Source organism: Oscillibacter sp. CU971 (genome assembly GCF_905219725.1).
Classification (GTDB): domain Bacteria; phylum Bacillota; class Clostridia; order Oscillospirales; family Oscillospiraceae; genus Oscillibacter.
In genome coordinates this window covers 1-11,536 of sequence record NZ_CAJMXG010000091.1, presented here as the reverse complement: position 1 = coordinate 11,536, position 11,536 = coordinate 1, and the positions used below count along the sequence as shown (strand labels likewise).

General features: G+C 64.3%; 11 protein-coding genes and 1 pseudogene. 3 read left to right on the top strand and 9 right to left on the bottom strand.

All coding sequences use genetic code 11. The annotated features are described in order from the left end of the window. From JX325_RS08155 to JX325_RS08125, 7 genes and pseudogenes are all read right to left on the bottom strand, one after another. Positions 1–226 (bottom strand): annotated as a pseudogene (locus JX325_RS08155) (DUF3810 domain-containing protein); the annotation flags it as partial. A gap of 2 nt (positions 227–228) precedes the next feature. Next, a complete protein-coding gene (locus JX325_RS08150; protein ID WP_204790665.1) occupies positions 229–963 on the bottom strand; it encodes an ABC transporter ATP-binding protein in 735 nt (244 codons plus the stop codon). Continuing rightward, complete coding sequence (locus tag JX325_RS08145; RefSeq protein WP_204790664.1) at positions 960–1,751, bottom strand: ABC transporter ATP-binding protein; 792 nt, start codon at positions 1,749–1,751, stop codon at positions 960–962. Before JX325_RS08145 ends, JX325_RS08150 begins: the two co-directional genes overlap by 4 nt. Then, positions 1,751–2,560, bottom strand: a complete 810-nt coding sequence (locus tag JX325_RS08140; RefSeq protein WP_204790663.1) for an ABC transporter permease — start codon at positions 2,558–2,560, stop codon at positions 1,751–1,753. The genes JX325_RS08145 and JX325_RS08140 overlap by 1 nt, the downstream gene beginning before the upstream one ends. Beyond that, positions 2,557–3,501 (bottom strand): ABC transporter permease, encoded by a 945-nt coding sequence (locus JX325_RS08135; RefSeq protein ID WP_204790662.1) that lies wholly within the window; start codon positions 3,499–3,501, stop codon positions 2,557–2,559. Before JX325_RS08135 ends, JX325_RS08140 begins: the two co-directional genes overlap by 4 nt. Positions 3,502–3,581: 80 nt before the next feature. Beyond that, positions 3,582–5,141: an ABC transporter substrate-binding protein gene (locus JX325_RS08130; protein ID WP_204790661.1), complete on the bottom strand. Its 1,560-nt coding sequence runs from the start codon at positions 5,139–5,141 to the stop codon at positions 3,582–3,584. A gap of 300 nt (positions 5,142–5,441) precedes the next feature. Continuing rightward, positions 5,442–6,650, bottom strand: coding sequence for an AI-2E family transporter (locus JX325_RS08125; protein ID WP_204790660.1), 1,209 nt, complete (start codon positions 6,648–6,650; stop codon positions 5,442–5,444). A gap of 164 nt (positions 6,651–6,814) precedes the next feature. On the opposite strand from JX325_RS08125, the gene JX325_RS08120 reads away from it, so the two are divergent. Together JX325_RS08120 and JX325_RS18445 are read left to right on the top strand one after the other, a co-directional pair. Then, a complete protein-coding gene (locus tag JX325_RS08120; protein ID WP_204790659.1) occupies positions 6,815–7,702 on the top strand; it encodes a diacylglycerol kinase family protein in 888 nt (295 codons plus the stop codon). Then, positions 7,699–8,304: a CoA pyrophosphatase gene (locus JX325_RS18445; protein ID WP_204790658.1), complete on the top strand. Its 606-nt coding sequence runs from the start codon at positions 7,699–7,701 to the stop codon at positions 8,302–8,304. Before JX325_RS08120 ends, JX325_RS18445 begins: the two co-directional genes overlap by 4 nt. A 37-nt stretch (positions 8,305–8,341) precedes the next feature. On the opposite strand, the gene JX325_RS08110 is transcribed toward JX325_RS18445, so the two are convergent. Further along, positions 8,342–8,863, bottom strand: coding sequence for a CarD family transcriptional regulator (locus JX325_RS08110; RefSeq protein ID WP_204790657.1), 522 nt, complete (start codon positions 8,861–8,863; stop codon positions 8,342–8,344). Positions 8,864–9,076: 213 nt separating this feature from the next. Here JX325_RS08110 and JX325_RS08105 point away from each other — a divergent pair, with 213 nt between their 5' ends. Next, entirely contained in the window at positions 9,077–9,301 is a 225-nt protein-coding gene (locus tag JX325_RS08105) for a hypothetical protein (RefSeq protein WP_204790656.1), read from the top strand. A 54-nt stretch (positions 9,302–9,355) separates the two neighbouring features. Here JX325_RS08105 and JX325_RS08100 read toward each other — a convergent pair whose 3' ends face one another. After that, positions 9,356–11,188: a serine hydrolase gene (locus tag JX325_RS08100; protein WP_204790655.1), complete on the bottom strand. Its 1,833-nt coding sequence runs from the start codon at positions 11,186–11,188 to the stop codon at positions 9,356–9,358. Between the last annotated feature and the right edge of the window lie 348 nt (positions 11,189–11,536).

The following is an 11,536-nucleotide window of genomic DNA, read 5'->3' as shown; positions in this document are numbered from 1 at the left end:
ATCCGATTCCAAGGAGCACCGCCAGGGCTTCCACCACCTCCATTACGGAGAAGGGGACCAAATAGCAAAGCCGCCCCAGCCCCCGCCGGAGGGGGCCGGTGAAGCCCTCCGCCACGGCGTTCATCAGCCATCTCTGCCCCCGGAGGGAGAAGAAGGCCAGCAGCAGGATGCAATCCGCCAGCAGCCAGATATGCAGGTTTCGGTACTTGTGGAAATATGTTCTCATCGTCACTCCGCGGCAGCCAGAAGCTGCTTGGTATAGTCTTCCTTGGGATGGTCAAAAATCTCGTCCACGGTCCCCTGCTCCACGATGCGGCCGCTCTTCATCACCAGCACCCGGTCGCAGAGCTGGTAGACCACGTTCAAATCGTGGGAGATAAACAGGTAGCTCAGATCCAGCTCCTGCCGGAGGGCGCGGAGCAAATCCAGAATCTGGGCCTGGATGGTCACGTCCAGGGCGGACACCGGCTCGTCGGCAATCAGGAATTTGGGCCGCCGGATCAGCGCCGCGGCGATGCTGACCCGCTGGCGCTGGCCCCCGGAGAGCTCCGAGGGCTTCGCCCCCAGACATTCCGGCCGCAGCTCCACCCGTTCCAGCATCTCCCGGACCCGGCGCTTCCGCTCCGCTTTATTGTACTTCCCGTAGACCCGCAGGGGCTCTTCCAGGGTCCACTCCACGCTGTAAAAGGGGTTGAGGGAGCTGTAGGGGTCCTGGAAAATCATCTGGGGCCGCTTCGTGTAGTGGGTCACGGTCCCCCGGTCCGGCTTCACCATCCCCAGGATGGTTTTCGCCAGGGTGGACTTTCCCGTCCCCGACTCGCCCACCAGGCCCAGAATCTCCCCGTGGCGCACGTCGAAGGTCACGTCGTGGAGGACCTCCTGGCGCGTCCGCCTGCCGAAGGGGCCGGCGCCGTCGCTGTAGCCGCTGTATACATGGTCCAGGGATAACACCAGCTCGTTCATGCCCCGCCCTCCTTCCGCTTTCTTGTGGGGATGGCGGCGATGAGCCGCCGGGTATAGGGGTGATGGGGGTGATGAAAGACCTCCTGGGCCTCCCCCTCCTCCACCAGCAGCCCCCGCTGCATCACCGCCACCCGGCCGCAGAGCTTCCGCACCACGTTCAAGTCGTGGGAGATGAAGAGCATGGACACGCCGGACTCCCGGTTCAGCCTCTTTAAAAGCTCCAGAATCTGCGCCTGGATGGTCACATCCAGGGCCGTCGTCGGCTCGTCCAGCAGCAAAAGCTTGGGTTTTGCGATGACCGCCGCCGCGATCATGGCCCGCTGAAGCATACCCCCGGAGAGCTGGTGGGGGTACTTTTCATACACCGCCTCCGCCTCCGGCAGCTCCACCGCCGCCATGGCCTCCACCGCCTGGCGGCGGCGCTCCTCCCGGCCCAGTTTGGTGTGGACCCGGAGGACCTCCTCCACCTGGGGGCCGATTTTCATCAGGGGGTCCAGGGCGCTCTGGGGCTCCTGGAACACCACGCCGATCTCCCGGCCCTGGATGTTCCGCAGCTCCGCCCGGTCCGCGTGGAGCAGCTCCTTCCCGTCCAGGAGAATCTCCCCGGAATAATCACACTGCTTCCGGGGCAGCAGGCCCGCCACGCTCATGGCGGTGACGGTCTTCCCGGACCCGGACTCCCCCACCAGGCCCAGGATTTCCCCCGCCCGGATGGAGAGGGACACCCCGGCCACGGCCTCCCGGTCCCGGCCCAGGAACTTCACATGAAGGTCCCGTATCTCCAGCATCACAGCACCCCCTTGTCCTGCCGCCGCAGGCCCTCGCCCAGCAAGCCCACGCTGAACACCATCAGCACAATCACAAGGCCCGTCCCGGCGGCGTACCAGGGGGCGGCGAAGAGCATCCCCTGGGCCTCGGAGAGCATATAGCCAAGAGACGCGTCCGGCGGCGTCACGCCGATGCCAAGAAAGCTCATGGACGCCTCCGCCAGGACCGCGTTATTAAAGCCGATCGTCAGGGCGGGCAGCAGCACCGGCGCCGTGTTCGGCAGCATGTGGATTGCCAGAATCCGGGGATTCGACGCTCCCATCAGCCGGGCACTTTTGATATAGTTCACGTCCCGGAGGGAGGCGAAGGCCGTCCGGGTCACCCGGGCAAAGCTGGGGATGAACACCAGCCCCAGGGCGAGAATGACGTTGATCTTTTTCCCCGGCTCCAGCAAGGAGATCACCACCAGGGCCAGGAGGATGTTGGGAAAGGCCGTCAGCGCGTCGTTGAGACGCATCAAAAGCTCGTCCACCGGCCCGCCGAAGCAGCCCGTCAGAGCCCCCGCCAGGCACCCGCAGACCGCCCCGATGGCCAGCGTCGCCAGGGCGATGGAGGCCGTGGCCCCGGCGCCCTTGAGGACCCGGCTGAAAATGTCCCGGCCGAAGTTGTCCGTGCCCATCCAGTGGGCCGGGGAGGGCCCACCGAACTTGGGCCCCGCCGCCATGGCGTTGGGGTCGTAGGGCGTCCAGAAAAAGCCCAGGAGGATCAGCGCCGCCAGGGCGCAGGTCAGGACCAGCCCGGCGGTTAAAAAGCCGTTTCGCCGTTTCATGCCGCACCTCCTATCCGGAGCCGGGGATCGATGCGCTGATTGATTAGATCCGCCGCCGTCCCCGCCAGCACCACCCAGAAGGCCAGGATCACCACAATGGCCTGGACCACCGGATAGTCCCGGCCCGCGATAGAGGTCACCAGCATCCGCCCCAGGCCGGGGATCACAAAGACCTGCTCCACCACAATGCTCCCCGCCACAATCTCCGCCATGGTCTGGGCCAGGAAGGTGACCACCGGGGGCAGGGCGTTTTTCAGCACATGCCGCCGCAGGACCTGGCCCCGGTCGTTTCCCCGGGAAATGGCGGTGCGCACATAGTCCTTCCCCAATTCCTCCTGCACCGTGCTGCGGAGCATCCGCACCGTCATGGCGATGNGGGGAATGGAGAGGGCCACGGCGGCAAAGAACAGNTACANCGCCGCCCCGGCGAAGTCCTCCTTCCCGTCGGGAAACTGCCCCGGCATAAACCACTTCAGCCCCACGCCGAAGACCCAGGACAGCAGAATCCCCGTGAAGAAGGACGGCACCGCCATGCCCAGCTGGTTCAGGGCCGTCCGGGCCCCCTCGAACCGCCTCCGCCCGGCGGACCAGAGCCCCAGGGGGATGGACACCGACGTAATCAGGACAAAGCTCAGCAGGNTCAGGCACAGGGTCAGGCGAAACTTCGCCCCCAGGCTCTCCCACACCGGCTGCTTATAGCTGGTGGAAACCCCCAGGTTCCCGGTGAAAAAGCCCAGCAGCCACTCGCCGTANCGGACCAGCAGGGGCCGGTCCAGCCCCAGCTCTGCCCGGAGGGCCGCCAGGCGCTCCGGCGTGGCCGAGGTGCCCAGCATGGCGGTGGCGGTGTCGCCGGAGATGAGAGAGAAGGCCGCAAAGGTCAGGAAGGAGACGATCAGGATGGTCGCCAGCCCCGCCGCGGCCCGTTTCAACGCGTATTTCATCAGCAAGTACCCCTCTGAAAGGCGCGGAGAGCAGAGCGTGAAGATTTCGCTCTTCACACTCTGCTCTCTCGTTTTTGAAATTAGTCCGTATACCGGATGCCGCTGAGATCCAGCACGTAGATGGGATAGAACCGCACGCCCGTGAGGCCCTTGCGGANCGNCACCAGATCGGCCAGATCCTGGATGTACACGTTGGCGGCGTTCTCCGTCAAATTGGCCTCCGCCTGTTTGTAGGCCGCCGTCTGGGCGGCGTCGTCCGCCGCGGCAATGGCCGCCTGGAAGATGGCGTCATACTCNGCGTNGTTATAATTGATNANGTTATTACCCGCCGTAGAGGTAAACCGCTCCAGCAGGGCCCGGGCCGTCATGGTGGAGGCGTCCACGCCCACCACGGTGGCCTGGAACTGCCGGCCCATGTAGGTGTCGTTGAGCCAGCTCTCCCNGTTGACGGGGAGAATTTCNGCGGTGATGCCCACCTGCTTCAGCTGCTCCACGATAACCTGGGCGGTGTCCAGGTGGGGCTGGTAGTTGGAGGGCACGGTGATGGTCATGGCAAAGCCGTCGGGATAGCCCGCGTCGGCCAGGAGGGCCTTGGCCTTCTCCACGTCGTAGGTATAGTAATTGGTCAGGGAGTCGTCGAAGTACTTCCCGAAGGCGGGGTACATGCTGGAGCCGATGAGGCTTCCGTAGCCGTCGAAGGCCAGGTCCAGAATCTGCTGGCGGTCGATGGCGTAGCACAGGGCCTGGCGGACCCGCACGTCGTCGAAGGGGGCCACGGCGTTGTTCAGATACATGGCCTGGACCAGGTTCATGGTGCCTTCTTCGATGTTGAACTCGTCCCCCAGCTGGGCCACCTGGGTGCTGGTCAGGTGGGCGAACAGGTCCACCGCCCCGCTCTGGAGGCTCATGAGGATGCTGTCCGCGTTTTCGATGATCTTATAGGTGACNTTATNCAGATNCGCTTTCTCNCCCCANTAATCGTCANAGCGCTCCAGGACGATGTTATCTTGAGCGGCCCGGGAGACGAATTTGAAGGGCCCGGTGCCCACGGGGGCGGTATCCTGCCCGTCATAGCCCGCGGGGAGAACCGCCGCGGTCAGATAGGNNAAAAACTCGCTGTCGGGCTCTCCTAGGNTGATGGCGATGCTCCGGCTGTCCGCCGTCTCCATGTGTTGAATATTGGAAAACGCCTCCACCTCAAAAATGCCGTCGCCGCCATTTTTGCAGCGGGCCAGGGACTCGCCCACGTCCTCCGCCGTCACGGGGTCGCCGTTGTGGAACTTGATCCCGTCCCGGATGGTAAAGGTATAGGTCAATTGGTCGTCGGAAATTTCATACTTTTCCGCCACGGCGGGGATCAAGTCCCCCTCCGGGGTGGGCTTCATCAGGCCCTCGAATACGTTGAACATGACCTCCTTGGTCCCTGCCNCNACCGCTTNGTGGGGGNCAAGGCTCTCGTCCAGGTCCTGGGCGATGCCCACGGTAATCTCGTTCGCCCGAGTTTCCGAAGGCTGCGCCGCCGGTTCGTTGGAGCCGCTTTCGTCCTCCGGCGTCTGGGCCGCGCTGCCGTCTTTGCATCCGCAGAGTACGGCGCACAAAAGCCCCAGCAGGAGGAGAATCTCCAAAAGTTTCCGCTTCATGTCTGTTTCCTTTCGTCGCTGCCCGTCCCCGGGTCAGCGCTGGACGGGGAATGTCCCGCCCGGACAAAATAATTCGGCTCTATTCACTTTTGCGGGCTCTTCATGAATAAAGCCCCGGGACCCTCCGGTCTCCCAGAGGCCCCAAGGCCGTATTGTACACGACGGGAAAAACGATTGCAATAGTTTTCACAAACGTTTCCCTAATTTTTTTACCCCCGCCCCCAGGGGCGGAAAATCCGCAGGGCCGCGCCCGCCCCCTTGAAACGCGGCCGGAAGAACCGGAGCGGAAGGGGCCGGCGCTTATTCCGGCCGGGGCCCATAGGCCCCTCCGGCGGCATACTCCCCGGAGTCCGGGGAGAGGCCCTTTTTCCGCAGCCGGGCGTCCACGAAGAAGTTGATGAGGCTGTTGAGGCAGGCGCACACCGGCACGCCGAAGAACATGCCCGCCACGCCGAAGAAGCCGCCCCCCACCAAAATGGCGATGATGACCCACAAGCTGGAAAGGCCGGTGGTGTTTCCCAGAATCTTGGGGCCGATGACGTTGCCGTCCAGCTGCTGGAGGGCCAGGACGAATATCACGAAATACAGCGCCTGGCGGGGGGAGACCAGCAGAATCAGGAAGGTGCTGGGGATGGCCCCCAGGAAGGGGCCGAAGAAGGGGATCACGTTGGTCACGCCCACGAAGACGGACACCAAGGGCGTGTAAGGGAACTTTAAGATGGAGCAGCAGACAAAGCACAAAATGCCGATGATGATGGAGTCCAGCAGCTTCCCCCGGACGAAGCCGGAGAAAATGGTATCCGCCCGCTTGGTCCCCCGGAGGACCAGGCCCACCTGCTCCCGGGGGAAGAGGCTGTAAACCAGCTTCCGTCCATAGGCGGCGCAGCGCTCCTTGGTGGCCAGCAGATAGACGGAGGCGATGATTCCCACCAGCAGGTCCATCACAAAGTTCACCGCGCTCCACACGCCGCCGGACACGGTGGTCATCACCGTCTGAAGCTGGGGCAGCAAACCCGACAGCCACTTGCCGAAGTCCTGGAAATAGTCCCCCAGCTTCTCCACAATCTGCTGAGCCAGGTCAGGGTTGGTCTCCAGGAGATGATTGGACAGGCTGGTCACCCAGCCGCTGATGGTCTGATAGTACTTATCCACGTTGGCGATGAGCTGAAGGACGCTCTTATACAGCTCCGGCAGCAGCACGGAGGCCAGCAGGTAGAAGAAGAACCACACCACCAGCCAGGCAAGCAGAATGCCCTCGGTGCGAATCAGCATGGCCTGGGAGCNCTTCCGCTCCCGCTCCGGATGGGGCGGGAAGAGGTGGCGCTCGAAGAAATTCACCATAGGGGCCAGCAGATAGGCGATGAAGGCCCCGTAGAGGATAGGCCGCACGGTCTCCAGCAGGGCCAGCACGGCCTTCCCGCCGAAGAGGGTGTCGTAAAACAGCAAAACGGCGGCGGCGGTCACAAACGCCGACACCCCCATGCTGAAGTAATGGTTTTTCCGTTCCATGGCCCGCGCCTCCTTTTTTCTCTCCTCCCATTCTACACGGGGCTCGGGGGAATTGCAATCCTCTTTTTCCCGCCCCATGGGAAACNCCGCCAATTTTAACAGTAATTTCACAAGCGCTGTGCTATACTGTACGGTAATCAAAACTCTCTCTGGAGGTGGGCCCCATGAAACCCCGCAAGCTCCTGATGATCGTCAACCCCCGGGCCGGGAAAAGCAAGTCCCACGGTCCCCTGTTCGACGCCGCCGCCGCCCTCTCCCAGGCGGGATATCTCCTCTCCATCCATGTGACCTCCGCCCCCGGCGACGCCGCCGAAACCGCCAGGCGGGAGGGCGGGCGCTACGATCTGGTTGTGGCCGTGGGGGGCGACGGGACGCTGAACGAGGTGGTCTCCGGCCTGGTCCAGCTCCGCCGCCCTCCGCTGCTGGGCTATCTGCCCCAGGGCAGCACCAACGACTTCGCCGCCAGCCTGCGCATCTCCGGCGACCCGGCGGAGGCCGCCGCCGCCATCGCCCGGAACGTCCCCCGGCTTTTGGACGTGGGCTTCTGGAACGGGCGGAGCTTTCTCTACGTGGCCTCCTTCGGGGCCTTCACCCGGTCCAGCTACGCCGCTCCCCAAAACGCCAAAAACGCCCTGGGCCACTTCGCCTATATCCTGGAGGGCATGAAGGACCTGAGCACCCTCCGGCCCTACCACGTCCGCCTCACCGCCGGCGGGGAGGTGCTGGACGGGGAATACCTCTTCGGCGCGGTGTGCAACTCCACCTCCATCGGGGGGCTGATGAAGCTGAACCCGGAGCGGGTGGTACTGGACGACGGCCTGTTTGAAATGCTGCTCANTCCCAGCCCCAAGACGGCGGCGGACCTCCAAAGCCTGGTCCACGCCCTTTTGAACCAGCAGTACGACAGCCAGGGCCTGGTTTTCCGCCACGTCTCTTCCATCCACTTTGAAACGGAGGAGGAGCTTCCCTGGTCCCTGGACGGGGAGTACGCCCCCAGCGCCCCGGCGGTGGACATTNAAAACCGCCGCCAGGCGCTGACCATGCTGCTGTGACGGGGGAGCTGGAGCGGCTGGCCCGCCGCTTTCAGGGCCATGAGCCGGGCCTCCTGGGGGCCTCCCGGAGCTATGCCGTCCTCTGCCCCCTCGTCGAAGGGGAGGACGGCCTCCGCCTCCTCTTCGAGGTCCGGTCCTCCCAAGTCTCCCAAGGGGGGGAGGTCTGCTTCCCCGGCGGGCGGATGGAGCCTGGGGAGACGCCTCAGGACTGCGCCCTGCGGGAGACGGAGGAGGAGCTGTCCATCCCCCGGGAGGCGGTCACCCTCCTGGGCACGCCGGATTTTATCTGCAGCCAGCGGGGCTTCCTCCTCCGCCCGGTGCTGGGGCTGGTGTCCCAGGCGGGCCTTCAGTCCCTGCGCCCCTTCCCGGCGGAGGTGGCGGAGGCCTTCACCGTCCCTTTGGCCTTCTTCCGGGAGACGCCGCCGGATCTCCGGCGTTACGAGCTGGTCCCCCAGGTGCCGGAGGACTTCCCCTACGGCCCCGTGGGCATCCCCCGGGACTACCCCTGGAGCCACGGCTGGGTGGAGATTCCCATCTGGCGCTATCAGGGCCGCGCCATCTGGGGAATGACGGCAAGGCTCGTCCGGGAAATCATCCGGTAACGCGGCGGGAGACGGGTCTTCCCCGTCTCCCTGTTTTTCATCCGGCGGACTCCTCCGCGCCCTCCAGCCGGACGGCAATATAGCCCTCCACATGGTCATAGGGAATCTCCAGCGCCGTGGCCAGCTCCCCGTAAAGCAAGCGCTCCGCCTGCTTCATATACCGCTCGTCCACCAGTCCCAGGCGGCGGTTTTTGGACTCCGCCATCCCCCGCTTGTGCCGGATGGCCTTCATCATCTCAATCAGGGCCTGATGCCCCCCGTCCCGGACGGNGGACTGGTACTGCTGGGCCAGGGCNTGGGGCGTACCGCCCCGGCAGGCCGCCNCCGGAATGGCCGGCATCCGGTCAATAAGGGCCTCCGCCTCCTCCCGGCTGATCACCGGGCGCATGGGCACCTTTTCGCTGTCCACCGGGGCGTAAATCACCCCGTCCTGCCACAGGGGCTTGAGGACATAGTACCGCTTGCCCCGGTCTCCGCCGGGCTGGTCCATCCTGGAGACTCCCTCCACCCGGCACACGCCGGTGGAGCCGTATACCACCAGCTCTCCGACTTGAAACATCGCTCCTCCCTTCCGCCGGGTTCCGGCCCGGCAATTTTGATTTTCTTTTCCTTTAGTTTACCACATTTTAGGGAAAACATGTAATAGAAATTTTCAAATTTTTGCATTTTCTCCGTTTTCACCCAAAAAGGATTGACAAATATCCCCAATTTTTTTATGATAAACTTGCCGCCGGGCCCTCCCGGCGCAGCGCACATGAAAAGGAGCGTACCTATGAGCATCGACGTGAAAGCCACTATTGAGGAGCTGGTCTCCAAGCTCCAGAAGGACCCGGCCCTCCTCCAAAGCTTTCAGAAGGACCCTGTGAAGGCGCTGGAGCAGCTCACCGGCATGAATCTGCCCGACGAGCAGCTCCAGCCCCTGGTGACGGGAATCAAGGCCAAGCTGGCCGCCTCCGGCCTGGGGGACAAGCTGGACGGGCTGAAAAAGCTCTTTTGAGCCGCAGGCAGAAAAAACGCTCCGGGAAATTCCCGGAGCGTTTTTCCGCTCTTCTCATTGGGCGACGGCCTCATACAATATCCGGCTGATTTCTCCGCAGACGGCGTAGATGCCGTATTCGTCCCTTCCCCCGTCTGCCCCGGTGGTCAGCACCACCACTCCGTCCCCGGCGTCCGGGTCATAGCTGAGGAGGTTGTATACGCCGTAGGCGCTGCCGGTGTGGTAATAAAGCCGTTCCCGGCCATAGAGGCCGGACCCCAGCCGCATGGGCAGGGCCTGATACGTCCCGCCGGAGATCGCCCGGTCCTCACAGCTCTCCATCAGCTCTACGGAGGGCTCTTCCATAAGCCGCACGCCCTCGAAACAGCCGTCCCCCGCCAGCAGGGCCGCCAGCTTCCCGCAGTCGTAAGCGCTGGCGGTAAAACCCCCGGCAAACTGCCGTCCCGTGGCCCCCGGCGCGCTCCACCGGCGGACCCCCAGCTGGCTCCCCACAGAGCGGCCCAGGGCGCTTCCCCGGTACAGCTGGGTCACCAGCTCCGGCTCCCTCAGCTCTCCGGCGGTGAAAGAGCCGTCCGCTCCCATGGGGCCCAGAAGCCGCTCCTCCAACACGTCGTCTAAGTACCGTCCCGCCGCCAGCTCCAGGGTCTGGCCCAGGACGCCGAAGGCGTGGTTGTTATAGCTCCAATACCGCAGATCCCCCGGCGCACCCCCGCCGTAGCCGGAGGGGCCCTTCAGCTGGGCCTTCACGCCCGCGTAGTCCCAGGCGATGCTCTCGCTGTTCAGCAGGGTGGAGGTGTGGCTCAGCATGGAGCGGATGGTGACGGGCTTCCACGTCTCCACGCCCCAGTACGCGCCGATGTCCGCGTCGTAATCCACGGCCCCCTCCTCCCACAGCAGCGCGGCGGCGAGGCCCACCGCCACCTTGGAGAGGGAGNCGGTGCGCAGCTTGTGGCCGTCCGTCATGGGGACGCTCCCCCGCACCGCCCAGCCGTAGTGATACACGTCGGTGACGGCTCCGTTTTCAATGACCGCCGCCTGGACCCCCACCGCCCCGTGGCGGCGGGCCGCGCCGGCAATGGCCTGGTCCAGTTCCTCGTGCTTCAGCCTGGAAAGGCTCACGGTTCCGCCCTCAGGAAGAGACAATTCCCCCGCCAGCGAGTCCCGGTCCTTTTGGAGCCTCGCCAAAATACAAGCCAATTGCAGCCGGGACACCGGAAGATCCGGGTAGAGCCCGCGGTCCGTCATGCCCTCATAGAGGCCCCGTTCCAAAACCCAGTTGACCGCCTCCTCCGCGTAAGGCGGGACCTGTCCCCCCTCCCAGGAGACGGCCAGGCGGCACTCCATATCCTCCCCGCGCCAGGCGGCGAAGCGGTGGAGCATCACCGCCAGCTGGCTCCGGGTCACCGGAGAAGCGGGAGCGAAAAGGCCCTCCGACACGCCGCCGCTGACCCCCACGCTGTCCGCCCAGGCCACGGCGTCCTGATATTCCTCCGGCACGTCGGCGTACGGACACTCGTCCACCCGCACCAAAATGCCGCTGAGACGGTAGAGGGCCTGGACCGCCCCGGCCCGGCTCACCGGCTCTTCGCCGTCAAAGCGCCCCTTCTCCCCCGGGGGCAGCAGCTCCCGGTAAAGGGCCCACCGGGCGGCGTCCCGTCCCTCTTCCGAAACGCCCGCCGCCTCCACGGCCCGCAAATCTTCCAGGACGGCGGCGGGCTCTTCGATCGCCATTACCTCCAGCCCCTCCCCGGCCGTTTCCTCTTCCGGTTTTTCTTCCAGAGCTTCTCTCCCCGCCGATCGCTCCTGAGCCCACGCCGGGGGCGAGGCCAAGACCGCCCACAAAAGCGCCAGCGCCAAAAGCGCGCCCGCCGCCCAATGTTTTCCCATGGTTTCCCGGCCTCCCGCCTCCGGGCCAAGGCGCCCGGGGATTTTTTCTTCTGATTCGACATTATACCGGGAGTTTCGACGGCTGTCAATCTTCCCCATCCGCGTTTATTCCGGCTGCGGGTTCGGTGCTTATGATGAGCCGCGCCCGGCTGTTACAAAGCCGGAAACCGACATTCGGTGATGGCCTGCACCGGCTTCCCAGAGGGGACTGTTTCCTGCTTACTCCATCAGCATGTACGTGTACACGGCATCCAGATGAAGATATAGATTACTATAGCAATCCAATAAAATAACAGTGCATTGACTTGAGGTGTAGAATGTTATCAGAAGGTGATAGCTATGTTACAC

Excerpts from the sequence above, each read along its gene's own strand:
- JX325_RS08150 (WP_204790665.1), bottom strand. The coding sequence starts at position 963 with ATGAACGAGCTGGTGTTATCCCTGGACCATGTATACAGCGGCTACAGC.
- JX325_RS08145 (WP_204790664.1), bottom strand. The coding sequence starts at position 1,751 with ATGCTGGAGATACGGGACCTTCATGTGAAGTTCCTGGGCCGGGACCGG.
- JX325_RS08140 (WP_204790663.1), bottom strand. The coding sequence starts at position 2,560 with ATGAAACGGCGAAACGGCTTTTTAACCGCCGGGCTGGTCCTGACCTGC.
- JX325_RS08105 (WP_204790656.1), top strand. The coding sequence starts at position 9,077 with ATGAGCATCGACGTGAAAGCCACTATTGAGGAGCTGGTCTCCAAGCTC.